The 22,897-nt window shown below is 70.0% G+C and carries 20 protein-coding genes and 1 pseudogene; 13 read left to right on the top strand and 8 right to left on the bottom strand.

The genetic code is table 11. The features are described from left to right. Positions 1–306: 306 nt before the first annotated feature. The gene (locus tag ACZ404_RS01545) at positions 307–933 is read left to right on the top strand and encodes a TetR/AcrR family transcriptional regulator (protein WP_468435824.1); all 627 of its coding nucleotides are present in this window, start codon (positions 307–309) and stop codon (positions 931–933) included. Between the two features lie 138 nt (positions 934–1,071). On the opposite strand, the gene ACZ404_RS01540 is transcribed toward ACZ404_RS01545, so the two are convergent. From ACZ404_RS01540 to ACZ404_RS01520, 5 genes are all read right to left on the bottom strand, one after another. Then, positions 1,072–2,397, bottom strand: a complete 1,326-nt coding sequence (locus ACZ404_RS01540; RefSeq protein ID WP_468435241.1) for an amidohydrolase family protein — start codon at positions 2,395–2,397, stop codon at positions 1,072–1,074. Positions 2,398–2,459: 62 nt separating this feature from the next. Continuing rightward, positions 2,460–3,989 (bottom strand): FAD-dependent oxidoreductase, encoded by a 1,530-nt coding sequence (locus tag ACZ404_RS01535; protein WP_468435240.1) that lies wholly within the window; start codon positions 3,987–3,989, stop codon positions 2,460–2,462. Further along, entirely contained in the window at positions 3,986–4,891 is a 906-nt protein-coding gene (locus ACZ404_RS01530; RefSeq protein ID WP_468435239.1) for an alpha/beta fold hydrolase, read from the bottom strand. Before ACZ404_RS01530 ends, ACZ404_RS01535 begins: the two co-directional genes overlap by 4 nt. 19 nt (positions 4,892–4,910) lie before the next feature. After that, positions 4,911–5,744 carry an alpha/beta fold hydrolase gene (locus tag ACZ404_RS01525; protein WP_468435238.1) on the bottom strand — a complete coding sequence of 278 codons (834 nt, stop codon included), beginning with the start codon at positions 5,742–5,744 and terminating at the stop codon, positions 4,911–4,913. 816 nt (positions 5,745–6,560) lie between these two features. Further along, entirely contained in the window at positions 6,561–7,217 is a 657-nt protein-coding gene (locus ACZ404_RS01520; RefSeq protein WP_468435237.1) for a TetR/AcrR family transcriptional regulator, read from the bottom strand. Positions 7,218–7,351: 134 nt separating this feature from the next. On the opposite strand from ACZ404_RS01520, the gene ACZ404_RS01515 reads away from it, so the two are divergent. The 7 genes and pseudogenes from ACZ404_RS01515 to ACZ404_RS01485 all read left to right on the top strand — a co-directional run bounded on the left by ACZ404_RS01515 (position 7,352) and on the right by ACZ404_RS01485 (position 15,098). Beyond that, on the top strand, positions 7,352–8,497 hold the full coding sequence (locus ACZ404_RS01515; RefSeq protein ID WP_468435236.1) for a VOC family protein: 1,146 nt from the start codon (positions 7,352–7,354) through the stop codon (positions 8,495–8,497). Between the two features lie 29 nt (positions 8,498–8,526). Continuing rightward, on the top strand, positions 8,527–9,465 hold the full coding sequence (locus ACZ404_RS01510) for a fumarylacetoacetate hydrolase family protein (RefSeq protein WP_468435235.1): 939 nt from the start codon (positions 8,527–8,529) through the stop codon (positions 9,463–9,465). A gap of 18 nt (positions 9,466–9,483) precedes the next feature. Continuing rightward, a pseudogene (gene mhpA / locus ACZ404_RS01505) lies at positions 9,484–11,066 on the top strand (bifunctional 3-(3-hydroxy-phenyl)propionate/3-hydroxycinnamic acid hydroxylase MhpA). Further along, positions 11,063–13,030 carry an acetoacetate--CoA ligase gene (locus ACZ404_RS01500; RefSeq protein ID WP_468435234.1) on the top strand — a complete coding sequence of 656 codons (1,968 nt, stop codon included), beginning with the start codon at positions 11,063–11,065 and terminating at the stop codon, positions 13,028–13,030. Before mhpA ends, ACZ404_RS01500 begins: the two are co-directional and overlap by 4 nt. Continuing rightward, on the top strand, positions 12,966–13,409 hold the full coding sequence (locus ACZ404_RS01495; protein WP_468435233.1) for a DoxX family protein: 444 nt from the start codon (positions 12,966–12,968) through the stop codon (positions 13,407–13,409). The genes ACZ404_RS01500 and ACZ404_RS01495 overlap by 65 nt, the downstream gene beginning before the upstream one ends. 274 nt (positions 13,410–13,683) lie before the next feature. Continuing rightward, positions 13,684–14,868: a cytochrome P450 gene (locus tag ACZ404_RS01490; RefSeq protein ID WP_468435232.1), complete on the top strand. Its 1,185-nt coding sequence runs from the start codon at positions 13,684–13,686 to the stop codon at positions 14,866–14,868. Between the two features lie 32 nt (positions 14,869–14,900). Next, entirely contained in the window at positions 14,901–15,098 is a 198-nt protein-coding gene (locus ACZ404_RS01485) for a ferredoxin (protein WP_468435231.1), read from the top strand. Between the two features lie 221 nt (positions 15,099–15,319). Here the strand turns inward: ACZ404_RS01485 and ACZ404_RS01480 are convergent, their stop codons facing one another. Next, positions 15,320–15,655, bottom strand: coding sequence for a peptidoglycan-binding domain-containing protein (locus ACZ404_RS01480; protein ID WP_468435823.1), 336 nt, complete (start codon positions 15,653–15,655; stop codon positions 15,320–15,322). A 933-nt stretch (positions 15,656–16,588) separates the two neighbouring features. Between ACZ404_RS01480 and ACZ404_RS01475 the strand changes: the two genes are divergently transcribed. From ACZ404_RS01475 to ACZ404_RS01455, 5 genes are all read left to right on the top strand, one after another. Then, entirely contained in the window at positions 16,589–17,701 is a 1,113-nt protein-coding gene (locus ACZ404_RS01475) for a catalase family protein (RefSeq protein ID WP_468435230.1), read from the top strand. A gap of 355 nt (positions 17,702–18,056) precedes the next feature. Further along, the gene (locus ACZ404_RS01470) at positions 18,057–18,713 is read left to right on the top strand and encodes a response regulator transcription factor (RefSeq protein WP_468435229.1); all 657 of its coding nucleotides are present in this window, start codon (positions 18,057–18,059) and stop codon (positions 18,711–18,713) included. A gap of 71 nt (positions 18,714–18,784) precedes the next feature. Continuing rightward, positions 18,785–19,882 (top strand): sensor histidine kinase, encoded by a 1,098-nt coding sequence (locus ACZ404_RS01465; protein ID WP_468435821.1) that lies wholly within the window; start codon positions 18,785–18,787, stop codon positions 19,880–19,882. 48 nt (positions 19,883–19,930) lie between these two features. After that, complete coding sequence (locus ACZ404_RS01460; protein ID WP_468435228.1) at positions 19,931–20,659, top strand: DUF3152 domain-containing protein; 729 nt, start codon at positions 19,931–19,933, stop codon at positions 20,657–20,659. 54 nt (positions 20,660–20,713) lie between these two features. Beyond that, positions 20,714–21,376 carry a VanZ family protein gene (locus ACZ404_RS01455; RefSeq protein ID WP_468435227.1) on the top strand — a complete coding sequence of 221 codons (663 nt, stop codon included), beginning with the start codon at positions 20,714–20,716 and terminating at the stop codon, positions 21,374–21,376. Here ACZ404_RS01455 and ACZ404_RS01450 read toward each other — a convergent pair. Both ACZ404_RS01450 and ACZ404_RS01445 read right to left on the bottom strand, forming a co-directional pair. Continuing rightward, positions 21,309–21,641, bottom strand: coding sequence for a putative quinol monooxygenase (locus ACZ404_RS01450; protein ID WP_468435226.1), 333 nt, complete (start codon positions 21,639–21,641; stop codon positions 21,309–21,311). The two genes, ACZ404_RS01455 and ACZ404_RS01450, sit on opposite strands and share 68 nt — an antisense overlap. A gap of 175 nt (positions 21,642–21,816) precedes the next feature. Next, a complete protein-coding gene (locus tag ACZ404_RS01445) occupies positions 21,817–22,896 on the bottom strand; it encodes an ABC transporter ATP-binding protein (protein ID WP_468435225.1) in 1,080 nt (359 codons plus the stop codon). Position 22,897: the final 1 nt, after the last annotated feature.

Genomic DNA, 22,897 nt, shown 5'->3' with positions numbered 1-22,897 from the left:
GAATCGTTTCATTCCTGTGTTTGCAGCGGGAATTCTTTGCCGCTCGGTGAGTAGGTGTCAAGATCTGTACAGGCGGAAATTCGGCCGTGGCGTTGCGAAGGCCACCTGAACGTCAGCGTCCTGTCCACGGCAGTCGAGGCGACAGCTGCCCGTGTAGCGCATTTCTCCACCACGTGCCGCGACCTCTATATCGGCTACGGCGTTACTGTTATGGTGCTGACCAAGGAGGTGGAACGTTCCATGGTGGACCCTGTGCCTGCGCGAGCGGACTCGGCAGCGGCTCGGCGTTCTCCGGGGCGGCCGCCGGTGCCGTTGGAGCGCATCGTCGCCACAGCACTGCAGATCGTGGACGAGGAGGGCTCGGAGGCCCTCTCGATGCGGACGCTGGCTCAACGGCTGGGCTCGGGCACGGCGACGCTGTACCGGCACTTCGACAACCGGGCAGCGCTGGTCGCCCATGTCGTGGACCGCATGTTCGGCGGCGTGGAGCTGAACGGCGACGAACTCACCGCTCTGGGCTGGGAGCGGGCGCTGCGGACGGTCGCGCACACCATGTTCGACGCCTTGGCCCGGCACCGGAACGCGGCGCGCCTGCTGGTCGAGCAGATTCCCCTGGGACCCAACGCCATGGCACTGCGGGAGCGCTGCGTCGCGGTGTTGCTCGACTGCGGCTTCCCGCCGCAAGTCGCCGCGTACGCGTTCGCGACCCTGGCCCGCTATGTCCTCGGGTTCGCCGTACAGGTCAACGGGCACGGCGGCGCAGGACAGCCCGACGATGCACAGCCGGCGGCCGTCTTTCAGAGCGTGGATCCGGACCTGTTCCCGGCCACCGCCACCGTTGCCGGGGTGTTGCCCGTGCCGATCGAGGACGAGTTCTCCTTCGGTCTCGAGCTTCTTCTCAGCGGGCTTGCCCACCTGCGAGACGAGGCCTGAGGCGACTGCCGACCCTGCGCATGCTCAGGTTCTCGATGCCCCCCTCGTCCAGAGGGCCGGGAGGGGACCGTCGCGCCGAGGAGTACGGCGTGCCGTGCCTGTCGGCGCTTGGTTCCTGCTCGAAGGCTGCCGCGGGTGTCAGCCGTCGTTGCCTGCGGTCCCGATGCTGCGCAACAGCCGCTCTCCGGACTCGCGGAGCTGGTCCTTGACCTCATCGAGTCGCGACATGAGCAGGGCGTGATCGCGTTTGCGCCAGGTGCCGGCGACCATCACGGCTTCGATGTTGGCGATGTCGGCGTGCAGCGCCGTGGCGACCGGATCGTGTGCCGGCCACAGGTTGAGGGCCCGGGCGTCGACGGCGACCAGGTCGGCCTGCATGCCCACCTCGATCCGGCCAACCCGGTCGGCGAGGCCCAGGGCCTTCGCCCCTTCCACCGTGGCCCAGGCCAGTGCCTGCTTGGCCGTGACCGAAGCGGTGTTGGCGTGCATGCCTGTGGTCTGTCGGTGCTGGGCGTGGTCCAGGCTGCGCTGGTGGGCCAGGGCGATGCGGGCGGCCGTGAGGAGCTCGCCGGGTACGGCGATGTCGATGTCGGTACCCAGGGAGGGCGCCGCGTCCAGGCGTAGCAGTGACCCGGTGATGGGTGTGCCGTGTCCTTGGCCCAGTTCGTTCTCCGGGGTGCTGGTGAAGGTGACGCCTGCCGCGACGAGCATCTTGATCCAGTCCTCGGGCAGGTCGATCCCGTGCACGATGTTGGTCAGGGGGCTGAACAGTCCGGCGGCGCGCACGGCTCCCCAGCCGGGGGAGGGTTCTCCGCCGCTTTGGTGCATCGAGACGACGAGGCCGCGTTCCGCGCCGGCTCGGAAATCGGCCAACGCGGTGTCGGGCGAGGAGTACTGCGGCCCCTGCAGTGCCATGCCCAGGGAGAGGAGGGCGCTGTCGCGGACGGGGCCGTCGAGCAACCGGTCGATCTCGGTGACGGGGTGGGGGGTGTCCGGCGACCGGTAGGCCGTGCCGTGCAGGAAGACGGCGCGGATCCCGGCGTGGGCCAAGCCCTCGACGGCGGCGTCGGCGTGTTCGGGCGAGAGGGCGTTGTGACACCAGTCGCCGAGGGTGGTCGTACCGCAGTTGAGCTGGTTCAGTGCGCCGACCAGATTGCTGATGTGCATGTCGGCCGGGGTGTAGTGGCCGGCGCACGCGCCGTGGAGGTGGGTGAGGTACTCCATCAGAGTCCAGTCGGCACCCACGGAGCGCAACGCAGTCTGCCAGGTGTGCAAGTGGGCGTTGACGAGGCCGGGGATGACGATGCGGCCGGAGAAGTCGACGACTTCGGCGTCGGATGCCTCGATGTTCTCGCCGACGGCGGCGATACGGTCGCCGTCGACGAGGATGTCGGCATGCTCGGCGTCGGGACGGCCCGGCGCCATCGTGACGACCTGCGCCCCGCGCAGCAGTACGCGGCTCATGGGGTGGCCCCCGCACGGGAACAGGTGTGGCGCTGATGGGACATGGTGCGGCTCCTTGCTGCTCAGGGCGTCATTGCCCGCGCGGCGGATTGTGTGGTGGTGAGGAAGTCCCGAGTGGCGATGTGCCCGACATAGCCGTCGGGACGGATCAGCAGCAGGGTGTCGCCGGTCAGGCCGTAAGCGCGCTTCAGGGTGTTCATCGGGTCGAGAAAGCCGAGACCGTCGGCGGCGGTCGTCCCGACCGTCAGCCGCTTCAGCTGAGCGCCGGCCGTCGGCCAGGCGAGCACTTCCAGGTCCCGGGCGGCACCCGGTCCGTAGGCGATGGCGGTGAAGTACGGCCCGCGGAAGACGTCGAACAGCCGGGTCCCGGTTCCGTCGGCGCCGAGCAGTTCGGCGTCCGGCGCGCGGTCGCCCGCACGCAGTGTCCCGGTGCGCATCCCGTCGGCGGGGGCGAGCGGGCCGCCGTAGTACGTCAGGGCGAGCTGCTGCTCGTCCTTGCCTCGCTTCATGCTCGACGGGTCGAGCTTGGCGATGCCACCCCACTTGTCCGTGGACAGGCCCAGGACCCCGGCGGCGATCGGCCGCCGCTCGGCCTCGTAGGTGTCGAGCAGCGTGGCGTCCGCCCCGGCGAGGACCTGGCCGAGCTTCCAGCCGAGGTTGTAGCCGTCCTGCAGGCCGGTGTTCAGGCCCTGGGCGCCGGCAGGGGTGTGGACGTGCGCGGCGTCACCGGCGAGGAAGACCCGCCCTCGGCCGTAACTCTCCGCCAGGCGGATGTTGGGCCGGAACACCGACGTCCAGTGGATGTCGTGCATCTGGATGCCCCGGTTGCGGGTGTGCTGGTGGATCCGCCGGACGATGTCGTCCTTCTCAGCAGGCGGTTCCTCGTCCGGAGTGAGACGGATCATCCACTGGAACATGTCGCTGTGCGGGAGCGGGCAGGCGCCGATGAACGTGCCGCCCCGGCCGGGCCACATGTGCCACCGGTTGCGGGCCAGACCGGTCACCGAGGCGTCAACGATGAGCATCCGGTCGCTCTCGTCCGTGGTACCGACGAAACCGATGCCGAGCTGCTTGCGCACCGCGCTGGAACCACCGTCGGCGCCCACGACGTACCGGGCGACGATCTCCTCCGTGCCGTCCGCGCCCGCCACCTTTGCGACCACCGCGTCCTCGTCCTGCGTCAGTTGGGTCAGTTCCCTGCCGAACTCGATCTCATGGCCGAGCTCGCTGAGCCGGGCGTGCAGTGCGCGGTCCGTGCGGAACTGAGGGATCAACCAGGTGTTCGGGTACGGGACGTTCGCAGTCGCCTCCCTGTGGGTGAACATCTTCCACGGCACGGTCAGGGGGCCGGCATGGATCCCGAGCTTGGGGTACGTGCTGCCGCCGGCCAGCACGTCGGGCAGGGCACCGAGGTCGTCGAGGACTTCGAGGCTGCGGGGCTGGACGCCCTTGGCGCGGGAGCCGTCGAAGGCATGGGGAGCCCTGTCGACGATCCGTACGTCCAGTCCCCGGCGTACGAGGTCGATCGCCAGGGCAGATCCCGAAGGCCCCGCACCGATGACCAGTACGTCGATGACCTGCGGGACGTTCATGAGTCGAGCCTTTCGGCGCGTGCGGCCACGAACGGGACGATCCGGTCGGCGACGTGGCGCGGACGTTCGAACGGGGCCATGTGACCGCATTCCGGAATCACGTGATGCTCCTGGGGCTTCAGGAGGGCACGAGCTGCGGTGAGGTGGGTCAGGGGCGTGACGTTGTCCTCGTCGCCCCACAGGAGCAGTGTGGGAATGCCCAGTGCGCCCGTCTGCCGGAAGAGGTCGTCACGGCCGGAGAGCGGCAGGTGCTGCAGTGTGTCGAAGACCGCATGCAGTGACCCCTCGAAGCGGAAGGCCTCGAGGACCATGTCGGTCAGTTTCGCGCCGAGTTCGGGGTCGCGGACGTTGTGCCCGAGGTGCCCCTGGAGTATCCGGCGGCCGCTCATCCGGGCGACGACACCGGCCAACAGATCGTTGCGCAGTAGCCGGTGAGGGGCAGTCGGTCGCGGTTTCGCGAGGCCGGCGGGCCCGACGATCGTGAGGGTGGACACCAATGATGGGTACTGGGCGACGCAGGTCATGGCGACGAGGGCTCCCATGGAGGTGCCGACGATGTGCAGTGGCTTCGTCGTCAGACCCAGGCGTTCGGTCAGTTCGGCCAGCTGCCGTGCGAAGAGGGCCTCGTCGTATCGCGCCCACACCCGGTCCGAGTAGCCGCGGCCGTACGCGCTGCAGGTCAGAGTGCGCAGCCCGCGGGTGTGCAGCTCGGTGACCAGGCCGTCCCAGTAGAAGAGCGGGATGGTCAGGCCGCCCGCCATCACGACCAGCTCCCCGTCCTCGGGGCCCGTCAGTTCGTAGTGCGTGAGGCCGTCGGAGAGTTCGATGAAACTGCCGCGCAGGGCTTTCCGCGATTCGGTGGTGAGCCGTCGGTCCTCGCCGGAGGCGACGAAGTACTTCATGAATCGGGTCTCCTTGACCTCAGTGCGTGGGGGTGTCGGTGGAGGAGCGGAGGAACATCACGATCGCGTCCGCGACCCACTGCGGTTCCTCTTCGGGCAGCAGGTGACCGTCATGGGGGTGCACCATCTCCACGGCGCCGGGGATGTCGCGGCCGAAGTGCTGGCCGTCGATGCTCGCGCTGCGCAGGACGAGCGTGGGCGCCGTGATGCCGGGGATCTGCGCGCTGCGGTCGGGCTGGTCGGTGTTGCAGAAGTCGACAAAGGCCGAGCGGTTCCCGGGCCGGTTCATGAGCTGGTGGGCACGGTCGACCATGGCATCGTCCACGATCGTCGAGTGCGGGCCGACGCTCGAACGCAGGTTGCGCTCGAGGGCGCGGCGCGGCATCACGCGCCGCAACACAGGCCGTAGCAGCGGGTTGCGGGTCAGGCGCATGCCCGCCGGGATCTCCTTCTCCGGGTACCCCGTGGCGTTGACCAGCACCAGGCCGGTCAGCCGCTCCGGATGGTCCAGGGCGAGGTTCCAGGCGATGTTGCCGCCCAGTGAGTTGCCGGCCACCGCGTAGCGAGGCACCTCCAGCGCCTCCAGGAAGGCCGCCACCACCGCCGTGTAGGTCGGGATGCGGTAGTCGCGGTCCTTGCGGGGGCCGGTCAGGCCGAACCCCGGCAGGTCGGGGCGGATGACGTCGAACGACTCCGACAGCAGCGCCGCCGCACGGTCGAAGTGCTGAAGCGACGAAGCGCTGCCGTGCAGCAGAACGAGTGCCGGTCCGTGCCCGGCGCGTTTGTAGTGGATCCGCAATCCACCCACCGCGACGAACCGGGAATCGGGCTGCGGCTCAGACCAGGTGTTCATAATGGTTACACTGTTGCCGATAAGATGGGCGTGTCAAGTGCAAGCCCCGAAGTCACGGTCTCGCGGCCTGAGGCGGGTGGCGGGCACGGTGCGAACCAACGCCAAGTCGCGGCGTCTGCCGGCGGCGGGTGAACATGCCGCGTTCCCACGGCGATGGCGCAGAGAAACTGGACCGGGCCCTTGACGAGATGGACCAGTCGGGCACGAACAAGTCGTCGTTCACCCAATCCGGCAAAGCCGTGGGGGAGCAGCCCGCGTCATTCGAGCAACTGACGCGGACGGCTCACGCGTGGTCTACAGCCAGGAGATCCTTGCCGAGGTCCTGGCGCCCATCGTCGAACGAGCCGTGAGTGAGGGGATCGCGGGCATCGCCCGGTACTTCGCCGCGCACCTCTGAGGGCAGCCGCGCCCGAGGTGCGATCCGGGCCGACGGTGACACAGCGGGACACTCCGGTGCGGGCCGGGTCAGGTGACCTGGCGGCCCGCCTCCCTGTAAGAGCGGGCCCCCAGCTACGGGACCCGACGGTCAGTCCGCCGAGTTCGGCCACGACGATCAGGCCGATCGCGGCGTAGGTCAGAGTCCGTCGACTCCGGCACCTTGCAGACCTCGGCGAGCGGCGCACCTCAGATGATCACCACGCAGACGGCTGGGGCAGCCCACACCCGGTGCGGTTGCTGTACCCGGGGCCGGTGGGGTGCGCCCCACCACGTGGCGCGCGTGCCGCCGACATGCGTGCCGTGCCGTCCTCCCACGGCGGGACGCGATCGGCGCCGACTTCGTCGGCCGCTCGGCCACCTTCCGGCCGAGCTCGTCGCTCACCGCGCGGGAGGGGCCGGTGATGTGGGGTCGGGCAGGGGGCGCCGGGCGACCCTGTGGGCGTCGTCCTGTGGCACGCCCAGCATCCGCAGGACCATCTCGGCGAGGTTCACCGCGGCCTCGTCGCCGTCCAGGTCGGGGCGGGCGAATCTCAGCTCCACCAGGGACAGCAGGGTTCCGCCCAGGGCGGTCAGGGCGACGACCGGGTCGACAGGGGCGAAGCGTGCAGAGGCGAGGCCGGCCTCGAGGTCGCGCAGTGCCCGCCGGGTCAGGCCGTTGTCCGAGTGGATGTGGCCCATGCCGCGGCGGCGGAGGACCTGCATCAGCTCGGGGTGGGAGTCGGCCATGCGGGCGCTGAGCCGGAAGCCGGCCGCGACGAGTTCTGCGGGGTCGTCGATCCCCGCGAGGCGCTCGTCGAAGTTCTGGCCGAACTCCTCCAGTGCGTCCACCACGGCTGCCTCGAACAGCTCCGTCTTGGATTCGAAGTGGTTGTAGAAGGAGCCGAAGCCGACGTCGGCGCGCTCGGCGATCGCCTGGATGCTGGCGCTGGTGTCGCCGGTCTCGGCGAGGATCTGCCGGGCGGCGCCGATGAGTGCGCGACGGGTCTCGGCGCGGCGCCGCTCGAAGCGGTTGCTGGGCGGGGCTGACGTAGGCATGCGCAAAGTCTAGCCGCAGGGCGATGACGACAGCAGCTCTGATGAAATCATCATTTACCCTCGGGAAGGTCTTGACGACGAGACTGTCAAAGTTGATGATTTCGTCATTACGGCAATGCTGCTCGGAGGGCACCATGTCTGAACACCGCCTCCTCGGGACCGACGTCAAGACGGCCCACCAGGACCTGCACAGCGACCAGGGCGCCCTGCGCGGCGAGCACCCCGGCCGCTCCCGCAATCCCGTCATCAAGGTGGCGGACCTGGCCTGGCTGGAGTTCGAGAAGCCCGACCTGGACCGGGCGGAGGTCTTCGCCCGGGACTTCGGGTTCGGCATCGCCGCCCGCACGGAGCGGGAGCTGTGGCTGCGCGGCACCTTCCCGGGCTCGCCCTGCATGGTGATCCGGCGCGGGCGGAGCTCGCGCTTCATCGGCCCGGCGTTCCGGGCGGCGGAGCGGGCCGACCTGGACCGGCTGGCGCGGACCACCGGCTCCGAGGTGCGGGACGCGGACGTGCCGGGTGGCGGCAAGGTGGTCGGCCTGCTCGACCCGTCCGGCTTCCCGGTACGGGTGGTGCACTGCGGCGAGCAGCTTTCTGCGCTGCCCGAGCAGCAGCCGCTGCTGCTCAACTTCGGCACCGCTCGCCGTCGTACGAACACCTCGCAGCGCCCGCCGCGCGAGCCGTCCCGGATCCAGCGGCTGGGGCATCTGGTGCTGGAGACGCGGGTGTTCGCGCGGGCGCTGGACTGGTACCTGGACACCCTCGGCATGATCGTGTCCGACTTCCTGTTCCTGGACGGGCAGCGCGAGCGCGGCCCGGTCATGGCGTTCATCCGCTGCGACCTCGGCAGCGTGCCGGCCGACCACCACACGCTGGCCATGCACCTGGGGCCGGGCACCGGCTATGTCCACTCCGCCTACCAGGTCACCGACCTGGACTCGATCGCGGCCGGCGGTGAATACCTCAAGGAGCGCGGCTACCGGCGCAGTTGGGGCATCGGACGGCACATCCAGGGCAGCCAGATCTTCGACTACTGGCGCGATCCCGACCACTTCATGCTGGAGCACTTCGCCGACGGCGACCTGTTCTCCTGCGACACCGAGCCCGGCTGGGCCGCCTTCTCGACCACCGGGCTGGCCCAGTGGGGCCCGCCGGCCACGCGTGACTTCCTCGGTGCGAGCCCCACCCCGGAGCGGGTCCGCCACGTCATCGAGGCCCTGCGCGGTGACAACGAGATGGACATGGCGCGTCTGCTGGGTCTGCTCAAGGCCGCCAAGTCCTGAATCCGCAACCCCCTCACGAAAGTACTGACATGAGCACCAACGTCCTGCGCACCTCCGACGGGTGGTGGGCGGTTCGTGGTGACCGGGCCGTCCCGGTCGACACCAAGGCCGTCACCACCGCCGAACTGATCGCCGACCGGGCCGCCGTGCGAGAGGCCGCGCTCTTCGCCGAGCCCGGCACGCCCGTCGCCGAGCTGGCCGCCCTCTCGCCGCTCACCACCCCCTGCCGGGTGGTCGCGCAGATGGTCAACTACCGCAGTCACGCCCGTGATTCGGGCTTCACCGGCGACATCCCGCCCGCCTTCTTCCGCAAGGCGTCCGGCTCGGTCAGCGGCCCCGGCGACGCCGTCGTCCGGCCCCCGCATGTCAAGTTCCTCGACTACGAGATCGAACTCGGTCTCGTCATGGGGGCGCCACTGCCCATCGGCACCCGAGTCGACGAGCCGGACCTGCCGTCGTACGTCGCCGGGCTGGTGATCACCAACGACGTCAGCGCGCGGGACGTCCAGCTGACCAAGACGCAGTTCTACGAGAGCAAGTCGTACCCGACCTTCACCCCGACCGGGCCGTACCTCACCCTGCTGGAGCCGGAGGACTTCGCCCACCTCCTCGACCTGCGGCTGAAGCTGTCCGTCAACGGCGAACTGCGCCAGGACCGCACCCTCGCCGACATGATCGTCCGCCCCGCGCAGGCTCTCACCCTGCTGGCCCGCTTCCAGACCCTCGACGCCGGTGACCTGCTGCTCACCGGCACCCCAGGCGGTACGGCGCTGAAGGCGCCGCCGAAGCCGGTCGAGAAGATCGGCGCGCTGCTGCCGTCCGCCGTGAAGTGGAAGGCGTTCTTCAAGAGCCAGGCCAAGAACCCGCACTACCTGCACGCGGGCGACGTGATCACGGCGACGATCGCGACCCCGGACGGCCGCATCGACCTCGGCGAGCAGCGTACGCCCGTCACGGACGCGCAGTAGGGCAGAGGTGAGCCGCACATGACCGTCGAGTACAACCCGGCAGCCGTACCCGTGGTGATCATCGGGGCCGGACCCGTGGGCGTGACCGCCGCCCTCCTCCTCGCCCGGCGCGGAATCCGCAGCGTCGTCCTCGAACGCCACCAGGACGTCTACCCGCTTCCACGTGCCGTCGCCACCGACGACGAGGTACGCAGGATCCTCCAGGCCGCGGGTGTGGGAGAGGAGTTCGCCGCAATCGCCCGACCGGCCAACGGGCTGCGGCTGCTCGACGCCCGGCACCGGGTGATGGCCGAGTTCCGCCGCACCGAGCACGGCCTGCACGGCTATCCGCAGACCAGCATGTTCGACCAGCCCGAGCTGGAACACCTGTTGCGCGCTGCCCTGGTCCGGCACCCGGAGTGCGAACTGCGGGACGGCGTGGAGGTCACCGCCGTCGGACCGGACACGGCCGGCCCCGTGCGCGTGACCTACCGCGACGACGACGGCGAGCACCAGCTGTGGGCCGAGGCGGTCCTCGGCTGCGACGGCGCGGGCAGCCTCACCCGCGAGGCCATCGGCGCCGTATGGGAGGACCTGCGCTTCGAGGAGCAGTGGACCGTCGTCGACGTCCGCACGACGGCCGCCGTCCGCTGCTGGGAGGGCGTCGACCAGGTCTGCGACCCGGACCGGCCGGCCACCTTCATGCGCGTCGGTGAGGACCGCTACCGATGGGAGTTCCGGCTGCGGGACGGCCAGGAGCCGGTCCGCGAGCTGATCGCCCCGTGGTTGCCGCAGTCGTACGACGGGGACTTCGAGGTCGTCCGTGAGACGCAGTACACCTTCCGGGCGCGTGTCGCCGACCGCTGGCGCAGCGGACGGGTCTTCCTCCTCGGTGACGCCGCCCACCTCACTCCGCCCTTCATCGGGCAGGGCCTTTGCGCGGGCTTGCGGGACGCCCACAACCTCACCTGGAAACTCGCCCGTGTTCTCCAACAGGGCGGCGAGGAAAGGCTGTTGGGCACGTACGAGAGCGAGCGCAAACCGCATGCCCGCCATGTCATCCGGCTCGCGGTCGCCATGGGCTGGGCCATGACCGGCGGTCAGGACGGCGCCGCCGCGGTGCGCCGGAGGCTGCTGGCCGTAGCCTGCCGCATACCCGGACTCACCACGGCGGTCGGCCACGACCTCAGCCCGCCCCTGACCACCGGACCCCTCGTCCGGCGACGTAGTCGCAGGGGCCTGGTGGGCACCTACTGCCCGCAACCGTGGATCACGGCCGACGGGCGGCGTACCCGCCTCGATGAGTTGCTCGGCGACTCCTTCGCCCTCCTGACCGCCGCCGAGCCCGGGCCCTCGCTGAACGCCCTTGCCCACGGACTCGGCATCCGTGCGATCCCCGTCACGGACTTCTGTGACGACGGCACCCTCGCCGCCTGGCTGCGCGCGGGCCGGGCGGACGCCGTACTGCTGCGTCCCGACCGCATCGTCATGGACACCGTCCCGGCCGGCGGCCTCGACTTCACGGACACCTCCGCCTGGGCGTCCCTCCTGCACACCACGCGCGGCCCCCACCCTTCTCCCGGACCGTCGACAACAGCCTGCTGAGGAGCATCACACGATGAGCGTGCCCGACCCTTTCCTGACGCCTGATCCGCAGGCCGTCGCGGACAGCTGCATCATGGACTTCGCCCGCCACGTCGGGATGCCCGGCTCCGACTACGCCGCCTTGCACCGCTGGTCGGTCACCGATCTGGAGGGCTTCTGGGGTGCGGTGTGGGAGTACTTCGACATCGACGCGGACACCCCGTACGAGCGGGCGCTGGCGGAGGAGCGGATGCCCGGCGCCCGCTGGTTCCCGGGCGCCACCCTCAACTACGCGCACCACGCCCTGCGCAACCACGCCGACGACGCCGTGGCGGTCATCGCCCTCGACGAGACCGGCTCCTGCTACGAGGTGACCGCCGGCCAACTGCGCGCCCAGGTCGCCTCGATCGCGGCCACCCTGCGCGAGCTCGGCGTGGGGCCGGGCGACCGGGTGGTGGGCTATCTGCCCAACACCCCGCACGCAGTCGTCGCGTTCCTGGCCGCCGCGAGCCTGGGCGCGGTGTGGTCGGTCTGCGGGCAGGACTACGCCCCCAAGGCGGCAGCCGACCGGTTCGCCCAGCTCGAACCGACCGTCCTGGTCGCCGCCAACGGCTACCTCTTCAACAGCACCACCTACGACCGCCGGGACGCCGCCCTCGAACTCGCGGCCGCGCTGCCGACGTTGAAGGCCACCGTGCTGGTGGACCACGTGGGCCTGCCGTGGTCGTCGCGGGCGTATCCGTCGCTGGTCGTCTCGTGGGAGGACGCCTCCACCCGCACCGAGGAACTCACCTGCGTCCCGGTGCCGTTCGACCACCCCCTGTGGGTCCTGTTCACCTCCGGCACCACCGGCCTCCCCAAGGGCATCGTCCACGGTCACGGCGGTGTCCTGCTGGAGCATCTCAAGACCCTGGGCCTGCACTCCGACCTGGGCTCCGGCGACCGCCTGCTCTGGTACACCACCACGCACTGGATGATGTGGAATCTCGTCGCCTCGACGCTGCTGACCGGCGCCACGCCCTGCACGTACGACGGCAGCCCGGCGCCCCTCGCGAAGCCCGACGTCCTGTGGGAGCTGGCCGCGCGTCACCGGGTCACCGTCTTCGGCACCAGCCCCCAGTACCTGCTCGGCATGGAGAAGTTCGGCATCGACCCGTCCGTCCACGACCTGTCGTCGATCCGCGTGGTCGGCTGCACCGGCTCCGCCCTGCCTGCCTCCGCCTACCCCTGGGTCCGCGACCACGTCGGCGACCGCGTGCTGTTGGCCTCCATCAGCGGCGGCACCGACGTCGTCTCCGGCTTCGCGGGCGGCGCGCCCAACACACCCGTCTGGGCGGGGCAGTTGTCCGCGCCCCACCTGGGCGTGGCGCTGGCCGCCTATGACGCCGAGGGCTTCCCAGTCGTGGACCAGGTCGGCGAGCTCGTCGTCACCCGCCCGATGCCGTCCATGCCGCTGTCCTTCTGGAACGACCCCGACGGCACCCGCTACCGCGACGCCTACTTCTCCTCCTATCCCGGTGTGTGGCGCCACGGCGACTGGATCACCCTCACCTCCCACGGCACGGTGATCGTCCACGGCCGCTCCGACAGCACGCTCAACCGCAACGGCGTCCGCCTGGGCAGCGCCGACATCCACGACGTCGTCGAACGCCTCCCGGAGATCGCGGAGGCGCTGGTCATCGGCGTGGAGGAGCCGGGTGGCGGATACTGGATGCCGCTGTTCGTGGTGCTCGCCGCCGGGGCCACCCTGGACGACGCCCTCCGCGAAAGGATCAGGGAAGCGATCCGGACCGGCGCCTCACCCCGCCACGTCCCCGACGACATCCTCGAGGTCCCCGGCATCCCGCACACCCGCACCGGCAAGAAACTCGAAGTCCCCGTCAAACGCCTCCTCCAGGGCGCCCCGGTCGAGGGGGTCGTCAGCCCCGCAGCCGTGGATGCCCCCGACCTCATCGACTATTACGTTCACCTGGGCGCCGAACGCCGGGACCGATCGGCATGACTACCGCTCAGACCACCCTCGCCGTCGCCCTGTCCCTCGTCCTCCTCCCACAGAGCCGGCGAAGATCGCCGCCGTGCCGTTCATGCGTCAGGCAGCTGCGCGCCTCGGTATGTCCACGGGCCTCTACCGAGTCATCGGCACGGCGGAACTCGCCGGAGCCGCCGGGCTGCTGCTCGGTCCGGCTTCGGCCCCGCTCGGCGTGGCCGCCGCTGCTGGGCCGGCTTTGCTCATGGTGCCTGCCGTGATGGTGCACCTGCGCCAAGGCAGCCGGGGTGGCGATCGCGGCGGGCCGAGGGCTCGGGTGTGCGCCGCCTCAAGCGGGAGGCTGTCGATGCCCGGTGTTCGGCGCCCTGTCGACAGTGCGGTGCCTGCGGCGTGAGGTTCCCGAACCGAGGTGGGCGTTCGCGTCCTGCTCCTTGTCGCCCAGCTCGCCGGCGCGGCACATGCACGAAGAGCACCCGCAGTCCTGATGAGTTCATCATTTTTCTCTGCCACAACCCTTGACGGTGTATTCCATCAAGCTTGAGTATTTCGTCAGCACGGAGGGGTTGCGCTGACGGCAGCGCTTGCGCAACGGGGGAGGGGAGCGGAATTCACCGAGGCTGCGCTCCACTGCACCACGCACTCTCACGGCTCCTTCAGGAGGCCACTTCATGCCCATGCATACGGAGATTCCCGTCTACCACCCCGATCTGTACTCGGCCTCGGCCATCCGCGACCCGTACCCGCACTACGCCGCGCTGCGGGCACTCGGCCCCGTGGTCCGGCTGAGCAAGCACAAGGTCTACGCCCTGCCGCGCTATGCCGAGTGCAAGCAGGTACTGCTGGACGACGACACCTTCGTCTCCTCGGGCGGTGTCGCCCTGAACCCCGTAGCCAACTGTGTGGGCCAGGGCACCACGCTGTTCAGTGACGGCGATGAGCACATCCGCCGCCGCTCCCTCCTCGCGCACCGCCTCACCCCCAGGGCGCTGCGCACGATGCAGGACACGGTCGAGAAGCAGGCCGCCACCGTGGTCGCGGCCGCCGTCGCCCGCCGGACGGTCGATGCCGTCGAGGTCGCCACGGCTCTGCCGATGGCCGTCGTCCCCGATTTGGTCGGCTGGCCCCGGCAGGGCCGCGAGCACCTGCTGCGATGGGCCGGCGCCACCTTCGACGCCCTGGGTCCGTTCAATCGCCAGGCGGTGCGCACCCTCCCTGCGTCCCTCGGCATGCTGCGCTACGCGCGCGGTGTCGTGCGCGACCGGTCCGTGCTGGACGGCAGCATGGGGCACGACCTGCTGCGTGCCGCCGACGAAGGCCGCATCATGCCGGACGAGTGCGCCACGATGATGATCGACTATTTGGCGCCATCCCTGGACACCACGATCAGCGCCATCTCCAGTGCCCTGCACCTGTTCGCCACTCACCCCGAACAGTGGCGCCTGCTGAAGGCGGACCCGGACCTCGTGCCGAAAGCGGTCAACGAGGTCGTCCGCTACGCATCCCCGATCCGCGCCTTCTCCCGGACCGCAGCCCACGACACGGAACTCGCGGGAATATCCCTCCCCAAGGGCTCCCGGGTGCTGGTCCTCTACGGGTCCGCCGACCGCGACCCGCTGGAGTGGGACGACCCGGACACCTTCGACATCCGCCGCAACGCCGCCCGCCAACTCGGCTTCGGGCACGGCACCCACGGCTGCGCCGGCCAGGGCCTGGCCCGTATGGAGACCTCAGCCATGCTCCGCGCCCTGGTCGACCGCGTCGACCGCATCAAGGTGGCCGGCACACCCGAGTGGGCCCTGAACAACGTCATCCACCGCCTCGAGAGCCTGCCTCTCGAACTCATCCCCGCGTGAGCCCCACGCATGACCGTTGTGAGGACAGCACCATGAAGGTCTCCGTCGACCACGCGCGCTGCGAAGGCCACGGCCTCTGCGCCGAGCAGGCCCCCGCCGTCTTCAGCCTGGACGACGACGCCGAACTCACCCAGCACTTCGAGGGCGCAGAGATACCCGAGGAGCATCGGACCGCCTCGCGTGCGGCCGTCAACGCCTGCCCGGTCGGCGCCCTTCGAGCCGTGTCGTGACCGCACCCCGCTCGATGCCGGTCGTCGGCGAGTCACTTGCCGGCACAGTCGCCGTCCGGCACCTGCGCGCTCTCGGCCGCACCGAACCGGTCACGATCAGATGCTGCTAGACGATCCTTTCCGAAGGGTCGACCAGAAAGAACGCGAGCGGAGGCCGTGTCCGCCGTCCTGCCGCGATCGGCGACGCCGTTGGTCCCTCGCCCCCGGCCTTCCGTCCCTGGTCACTTGGTCCGCAGCATGAGGGCCAAGCGTGTGTTGTCGCCGTAGACCCCGCTCTCGTCGCCGCGGACCCCGTACCGCTTCTGAAAGAGAGCCACGGCCGCTGCGACCTCCGCGTCGTAACGGCCGTCGATCGCGCCGCCGTCGTAGATGTCCGGTATCTGCTGGAGACGTACCTGCAACTCGTAGACCCCATGGCCGCTGTCGCCTTGGCGCAGGACGCCAGTGCCCGGTATTTCCGGGAGCGGCGGGTCCGGTGTGCTGGGTTGCGGGCGGTCGGTCTGCCCTGGAGCCTCGGGAGGGGGGTCCTTCGGCGCGGGACTCAGGGGGGCTCCCATGCGTCCGGGGAGCGAAGAGGAGGTCGCAGGCTCGGCGTTGCGGTCGGTCAGCAGCCAAGCGGCGAGGATCAGTCCGCTCGCCGCGCCCAGCCCCACGACTCCGGAGACTCGCAGGTCCCTGCGGTTCGTGAATCGCCGCTGTCTGCCACGGGTCCTGCCCGGCCGGGGACTCCTGCTCCGTCCGCTTTCCGGCCAAGGAGCCGGAGTGGCGAAATCCATGGTTGGTGCGAAAGCCTCCGGGCCCGGTCCGTCGGTCGACGGCGGCCTTCCCGGCGACGGGAGCGGGACGGCCTGCAGCCCGAGGGGCAACGCCGGTGGCTCCGGCACGGCAGCATGCGGCGTGTCGACCCGGTGCAGCCCGCCTGTCCGCAGCGATGCGGCGGCGGGCGACCGGTGGGGCTCGGGACGCTCTGGTCGCGTGGCCGACGACACGCGTCCGACCGGAAGCGCCCGGCCGGACGTGGAAGAAGCCGGAGCCGAGGGCGGGGGCGGGGGCGGGGACGGGGGCGGCTGGGGAAAGCGGGCATCCTCGGCCGGGTGACCGTGCCGACTCTCGGGCTGAGGCGCGCTCTCGACGCGTTTCAGCTGCTCGTCGCGCAGGAGGTCGGCGCGTGCCGCATCCAAAGCCTCCAGCACGGCTTGGAAGGAGTCCCTGATCTCTTGCGCGATGTCAGGGTCTGAGGCGGCACTCCGCTCAGGGTTGGCGTCGTCGCTGCGCACCGCGGCCTCCTCTCTTCTCTCCGCCAGGGCAATACGTGGGCCGCGCGGCTCTGTCTTCATCTGGCGCCGGTATGTAATCCACGCCTCAGACAAACCGTCGTCACGGAGCGGGTCGGCTGCCGCGAGACGTGTGATGGCCCACAGTTATGTTGTGCACAATCAAATTGCACACTAGCGTCTGTGGACACTGCACCATGACAGGGAGGCGGCATCATGAAACCCGTTCGCTACGAGGAATACCGTCCCATCGAACGCCCGTCCTACCAGGAGGAGATGGAGGCAGTTGTCGCTCAGGTGGCACGTCGTACTCGCGCCTCGGTCGAGCGCGAAACCGTCGGCCGAGCTGTTCGCGCTGCTCACGCAAAGACCTACGGCCTCCTCAAGGCCACGGTCACGGTCGGTGACAACCCTGGCTTCTACGGGCAGGGAATCTTCGCCCGGCCGACCGCGTACGACGCCCTCGTCCGCTACTCGAACGGCTTGGGCCACCACCGCCCCGACCACCAGCTGGGCGCGGCGTGCGGAATGGGCATCAAGCTGTTCGGGGTTGCCGGTCCCTCACTGCTGGACGACGAACGAGACAGCGGAACCTTCGACCTCAACCTGATCAACAACGAGGTCTTCTTCGCGAACACCGCCTACGACTACATGGTGATCGAGGATCTGTTCGCCGAACTGCCCGAGGCTCTGGTGGACCCGGCCCGCCGCAAGACCTGGATGGCGGAGTTCCTGACCCGCCGACAGACGCTCACCGATCCCGACAGCTGGCTGTGGGACGAACTGTTCGCCATGCTGTCGTTCACTGCCGTTCCGCGCAGGAACCTGCTGTCGTACACCTACAACAGCATGGGCGCCTTCCGGTACGGCGACCACATCGCCAAAATCCGTACCGTGCCGACGGCCGCGTCCCTGGCCTCCCTCACGCACCCGATCGTGGACGTGCGCGCGGACAACGAGGCGTTCCGCCGCACCCTGGTGGCCGAGGCCGCGGAGCGAGACCACTCCTTCGAGCTCCAGGTCCAGCTCAACACCGATCTGGCCCGGATGCCGGTGGACAACACGTCCGTCAAGTGGCCCGAGGACCTTTCCCCCTGGGTGACGGTCGCCCGGGTGGATCTCCCGCGCCAGGACATCGGGGGGAACGACAACCTGGCGGCCGCCGACGCCACGTCGATCACCCCGTGGCGATCACGCGAGGAACACCGGCCCATCGGCGAGATCCAGCGGGTGCGGCAGGAGGTGTACCGGCGCTCGTCCATCGAACGGCACCGCATCAACGGACAAGAACGGCGCGAACCGGTCGGCAGCGCCGAGCTGCTGGGCTGAGCTCTTCGCCGCCACGCCGGAGCAGCCGCCGCCGTCGGGCTGCGGGAGCATCCTGTCCACCCCGACATGCTGCCTACCCTCGAGTCGTACGGCGGGGCCTGATCGGCGTTTCCGGGACGGCGGCAGGCGTGTCGTCGGTGAGCGTGCGGCGGATCCGTTCGCACATCGCGCGCAACGGCCGTTCCTCCTCGGCGGACCGACCCACCTGACACAGCATCGTCTCGGCTAATCATTTCGGGTCAAGCGTGCGAGTGAACGCGCGTTCCCTCCACGCCGTCTCCTCTGTACGGGTACGGGTGCTCGCCCACCGCGGGCATCCGGAGCACGGCGTTGGGGAACGAGGGGTGAGGGCGGCATGCGGGTTCTGGTCGTGGAGGACGAGGAGATGCTTGCCGACGCCATCGCCCGGGGACTGCGGCAGGAGACGTTCGCAGTGGACGTCGTACACGACGGAGAGGCGGCCCTGGAACGCCTGGCCGTCAACGCGTACGACGTGCTGGTGCTCGACCGTGACCTGCCCAGGCTGCACGGCGACGAGGTGTGCCGGCGCACCGCCGCCTCCGGCACCGACGTGCGGATCCTGATGCTGACCGTGTCGACGACCGTCGCCGAGAAGGTCGCCGGGCTCAGCATCGGTGCCGACGACTACCTCGCCAAGCCCTTCGCCTTCGCGGAACTGGTCGCTCGCATCCGTGCACTGGGCCGCCGCGCGCGGCCCCCGCATCCGCCGGTACTGGAGCGCTCGGGCATCCGGCTCGATCCCCATCTGCGTGAGACGTACCGGGACGGCCGCCACGTCGCCCTGTCCCGGAAGGAGTTCGCGGTAATGGAGGAGCTGCTCCGCGCGGCCGGCGCTCCGGTCTCGGCGGAGACGCTGCTGGAACGCGTCTGGGACGAGAACATCGACCCGTTCACCACGATCGTCCGAGTCACCGTAAGAGGGCTGCGCCGCAAACTGGGCGAACCGCAGGTCGTGGAGACCGTCACCGGTGTGGGATACCGCGTCCGGTGAGCCCACACGGTTCGCGGAGGGATCCCGCCGCACGACCCGGGCTCCCTTGGCGCGGGAGTCTGCGACTGCGGCTGACCGCGGTGTTCGGCCTGCTGTTCTTCGTGGCCGCAGCGGCCGTTCTCGCGGGGGCCGTGATTCTGGTGCGCAACAGCATGCAGTACAGCCTGGACATCGTCTTCTCGCCCGACCACGCATCCGACAGTGACGCAGGCACCAAGAGCATCATCATGGATTCGATGCGCAGGAACCTGCTGACCAAGGGCGGTCTGACCGTCCTGGTGGTGGGTGTGCTCGCCACGACGGCCGGCTGGCTCGTGTCCGGACGGCTGCTGCGCCCCCTGCACCAGATCACGTCCACCGCCGAGCGCATCGCCGGGCGAACCCTCCACCGGCGCATCGCCCTCGACCTTCCTGCGGGCGAGGTGAAGCGGCTGGCCGACGCCTTCGACCAGATGCTGGACCGGCTCGACAGTGCCTTCGCGGGCCAGGAACGCTTCATCGCCAACGCGGCTCACGAGCTGAAGACTCCGCTGGTCATCAACCGGACCTTGGTCGAGGTCGCGATGAACCAGCGCGACGTGCCGCCCGAGACCCGGCAGCTGGGTGCGCATCTCCTCGCCGTCAACGCCCGCCACGAGCGCCTCATCGATGCCCTCCTCACTCTCGCCCGCGCCGAGGATGCGCTGACCGACCGCGTTCCGCTGGACCTGGCGGACATCTGCGCGGCCGTCGTCGAGGCGGCCGGACCGGAGGCGGCACAGGGGGAGGTGCGCATGGCGCAGCGGCTCGCTCCCGCGCCCACCGTCGGCGACCCGATCCTGATGGAGCAACTCATCCGCAACCTGGTGGAGAACGCGGTGCGCCACAACCGGCGCGGCGGCCACCTGGAGGTCACCACGCGGCACGGCGCGCGGGGATCGCAGGTCGAGGTGACCAACACCGGGGCGGTGATCTCCGCGCATGAGATCCCCGTGCTCTTCGAGCCCTTCCGCCGCCTCACCGACCGGATCGGATCGGCGCGCGGCAGCGGCCTTGGCCTGTCCATCGTCCGGGCCGTGGCCCAGGCCCACGGCGGCGATGCGGCCGCCGCGCCGCGCCGCGGGGGAGGGCTGACCGTGTGCGTGACGCTGCCGGCCCGAGCAGGCAGCGCCGGGACGAGGCGGCCGTGAGCGCCGACGCTCACGCCCGGTTCACACCAGGGTCGGTGCAATGGCCGTATGACGCACCACCGTGCAACCAAGGAACATCCGTGGCGTACCGCCGTTCTGCCCGTCGGCGTGCTGGGAGCACTCCTCGCCTGCCTGTACGTCGTGGCCGGGAATGACGACGGCCGAGGGCAGGCAGCTGCGTCGCCCGGCAGCACCGTCGCCCCGACCGGGGAGGTCCCGCGAGACGGCAGGGGTACGTTCACCCGGGCCACCGGCGGCTCGGCCGTGTCCGGCGACGGCAAGCCGCTGCGCTACACCGTGGACGTCGAGGACGGCACCGGCCAGGATCCGCAGGCGTTCGCCAGGGAGGTCGACCGCATCCTGGCGGACCCCCGTGGCTGGACCGTGAGCGGCACCGCCTTCCAACGCGTCGACCGGCCGCCGTACGACTTCGCGGTGCACCTGGCCTCTCCCGCCACGACGGACCGGCTCTGCGCCCGCTTCGGCCTGGACACCGGCGGCGAGGTCAACTGCCAGGGCGGTACCGATGTCGTGGTCAACCTCAAGCGATGGCTGCTGCTGAGCCCCTTCTACCGGGGCCGGCCGGCCACCTATCACGCGCTGATCGTCAACCACGAGGTCGGCCATCGCCTCGGCCGCGGCCACCAGCGCTGTCCCGGCCCGGGTCACCCGGCTCCCGTGATGATGCAGCAGATCAAGGGACTGCACGGCTGCACGCCCAACGCCTGGCCGTTCGACCGTGCAGGCCGTCCCGTAGAAGGCCCCGCCGCCCCCTGAGCCGTGATGCCGACCCGCACCGGCTCCACCGCTGCCGACCCTGAAGGACCCTCCGTGATCGAAGCAGTTCTGCATGCCACCCCGCTGTTCTGGCCCGGGACGCTGCTCTCCGTCCTGGCCGCACTGCTGTGCCGTCACCGGCTCGGCCGATGGCTCGGCATTGTCCCGTTCACGGCCTTTCTCCTGGTGCTCTCCCTCGGCGGCATCCTCACGCTCACCCTGTTGCCGAACCTCGACGCCCATTACATGGACGACCTTCGCTACGCCGATCCGGTCTGGCAGACCAGCTGGCACGTTCCCCGACCTGCCGAACTGGCCACGGTCAACCAGCAGAGCCTGAACGTCGCGCTGTTCGTCCCGCTGGGGGTGGCCATCGCCCAGATCCGACCGAGGACACGTGCCGTGCTGACGGCTGTCGCCGCCGCCGCGCTGCCGTTCGCTCTCGAGGCCGTGCAGTACGGCGTGCCGTGGCTGCTGCGCGCAGCCGACGCCCAGGACATCGCCGGCAATCTGCTCGGCCTTGCGCTGGGAATGACCGCACTCGCCCTGCCGTTCCCCCGCACCCGCAGCGGACGGAGCGGGGAACCGCAGCGGTCGTACCGAGCGCACTGCTCGCCGACGCCCGGTGAGGACGCGTCGGGACAGGGCGCTACTCCTGTCCCGGGACCGCCATCTCCCCAAGGAGCGACCAGTCGTCCTGCGGAACGGTCGCGTTGACGATGCGCGGCGTCTCGACCAGATGGGGCGGCAGCGTCTGCTGCGCAGCCTTGAAGTGCGCGGACTGCACATGCGCGGCCCCGGCCTCCTCGTCACGGAAGGCCTCGACCAGGACGTACTCCGTCGGCTCCGCCACGCTGCGCGACCAGTCGAACCACAGGCAGCCGGGCTCGGCGCGCGTGGCCCGGGTGAAGTCGGCGGCGATCTCGGGCCAGCGGTCGGCGTGCTCGGGACGGACGCGGAACTTGGCGGTGATGAAGATCATGGGATTCCTTCGCTGATGTCTGTGCGTCCTGCATCAAACAGGCGTTGCGTACGGCGGATCGTACGATCTCGACGGGCCGCCGTACGGCCGCGGCGCCCCCGGGAGCCGCGGCGTGCCGCCTGGTGGGTGGCCCGCCGCGGTGGGGCGGGCCGGGGGCGGGGGTGTGCGACGGCCGTTACGGACGGAGTACCAACTGGCCGTCCGCGTACGGCAGGACCTTGGTGCGCGGCAGGTGCACGAGCACCTCCTCGCCGACCGGAACTCCTTCCTCGCGTGGCGTCTTGGTCCTGACGAGCTGCCCGGCGACCTCGACCTCGAGCACACGCTGCGCGCCGTGGTCGCTGACGCCCCGCAGCCGGCCGGGGAAGGTGTTGGGGCCGGGCTCCGGGACGACCTTGACGTATTCGGGCCGGACGCCGACCTGGATCCCGGTCGTGCTCCGGGCGATGTCCCAGGCAACGGACAGCGTGCGGCCGCCCAGCGCGAAGCGTCCGTCGCTGCTGTCCACGGTCAGGAAGTTCATCGGCGGTGAGCCGATGAAGTAGCCGACGTAGGTGGAGGAGGGCGCCTCGAACAACTGCTCGGGGGTGCCCTGCTGCACGGCGCGGCCGTCCTTCATGACCAGCACTTCCTGCGCGAAGCTCATCGCCTCGTACTGGTCGTGGGTCACGTAGATCACCGTGGGCCGGAACTGCTCGGTGATCTCACGGATCCTGCGCCGCAGCGAGAACTTCAGCTGCGGGTCGATGACAGTGAGCGGCTCGTCCATCAGTACGGCCGCCACGTCGTCCCGGACCAGGCCGCGGCCGAGGGAGATCAGCTGCTTGTCGTCGGCGGTGAGCCCGCGAGCGGGCTGCCTGAGCCGGTCGTGCAGGTCCAGGGCCTCGGCGACCTGCCGGACCTTGGCGTCGATCCGCGCCTTGTCCCAGCGCCGGCACTGCAGCGGGAAGGCGAGGTTGTCGTAGACCGTCATCGACTTGTAGATGACGGGGAACTGGAAGACCTGGGCGATGTTGCGGGCCTTCGTGGGCAGGGCGGTGACGTCGACGCCGTCGAACAGCACCTGTCCCCGAGAGGGTCTGATCAGGCCGGACAGGATGTTCAGCAGCGTCGTCTTGCCGCAGCCCGAGGGCCCGACCAGCGCATAGGTCCTGCCGGACTCGAAGGTGAGGTTCAGCGGTTTGAGAGCCCACCGTTCCTCCTCGACGCCCGGCGCGTACGCGTGTCCGACGTCGACGATGTCCAACTGTGCCATG

This window comes from Streptomyces sp. NPDC030798 (genome assembly GCF_055572275.1).
Note: the sequence above shows the minus strand (reverse complement) of the source record. Positions and strands in the feature narration are given on the sequence as shown.

Coding starts and splice junctions, on each gene's coding strand:
- ACZ404_RS01540 (WP_468435241.1), bottom strand. CDS start 2,397: ATGAGCCGCGTACTGCTGCGCGGGGCGCAGGTCGTCACGATGGCGCCG.
- ACZ404_RS01470 (WP_468435229.1), top strand. CDS start 18,057: ATGCGGGTTCTGGTCGTGGAGGACGAGGAGATGCTTGCCGACGCCATC.
- ACZ404_RS01510 (WP_468435235.1), top strand. CDS start 8,527: ATGAGCACCAACGTCCTGCGCACCTCCGACGGGTGGTGGGCGGTTCGT.
- ACZ404_RS01475 (WP_468435230.1), top strand. CDS start 16,589: ATGAAACCCGTTCGCTACGAGGAATACCGTCCCATCGAACGCCCGTCC.
- ACZ404_RS01500 (WP_468435234.1), top strand. CDS start 11,063: ATGAGCGTGCCCGACCCTTTCCTGACGCCTGATCCGCAGGCCGTCGCG.
- ACZ404_RS01535 (WP_468435240.1), bottom strand. CDS start 3,989: ATGAACGTCCCGCAGGTCATCGACGTACTGGTCATCGGTGCGGGGCCT.
- ACZ404_RS01445 (WP_468435225.1), bottom strand. CDS start 22,896: ATGGCACAGTTGGACATCGTCGACGTCGGACACGCGTACGCGCCGGGC.
- ACZ404_RS01515 (WP_468435236.1), top strand. CDS start 7,352: ATGTCTGAACACCGCCTCCTCGGGACCGACGTCAAGACGGCCCACCAG.
- ACZ404_RS01460 (WP_468435228.1), top strand. CDS start 19,931: ATGACGCACCACCGTGCAACCAAGGAACATCCGTGGCGTACCGCCGTT.
- ACZ404_RS01450 (WP_468435226.1), bottom strand. CDS start 21,641: ATGATCTTCATCACCGCCAAGTTCCGCGTCCGTCCCGAGCACGCCGAC.
- ACZ404_RS01485 (WP_468435231.1), top strand. CDS start 14,901: ATGAAGGTCTCCGTCGACCACGCGCGCTGCGAAGGCCACGGCCTCTGC.
- ACZ404_RS01480 (WP_468435823.1), bottom strand. CDS start 15,655: ATGGGAGCCCCCCTGAGTCCCGCGCCGAAGGACCCCCCTCCCGAGGCT.
- ACZ404_RS01495 (WP_468435233.1), top strand. CDS start 12,966: ATGCCCCCGACCTCATCGACTATTACGTTCACCTGGGCGCCGAACGCC.
- ACZ404_RS01520 (WP_468435237.1), bottom strand. CDS start 7,217: ATGCCTACGTCAGCCCCGCCCAGCAACCGCTTCGAGCGGCGCCGCGCC.
- ACZ404_RS01530 (WP_468435239.1), bottom strand. CDS start 4,891: ATGAAGTACTTCGTCGCCTCCGGCGAGGACCGACGGCTCACCACCGAA.
- ACZ404_RS01525 (WP_468435238.1), bottom strand. CDS start 5,744: ATGAACACCTGGTCTGAGCCGCAGCCCGATTCCCGGTTCGTCGCGGTG.
- ACZ404_RS01490 (WP_468435232.1), top strand. CDS start 13,684: ATGCCCATGCATACGGAGATTCCCGTCTACCACCCCGATCTGTACTCG.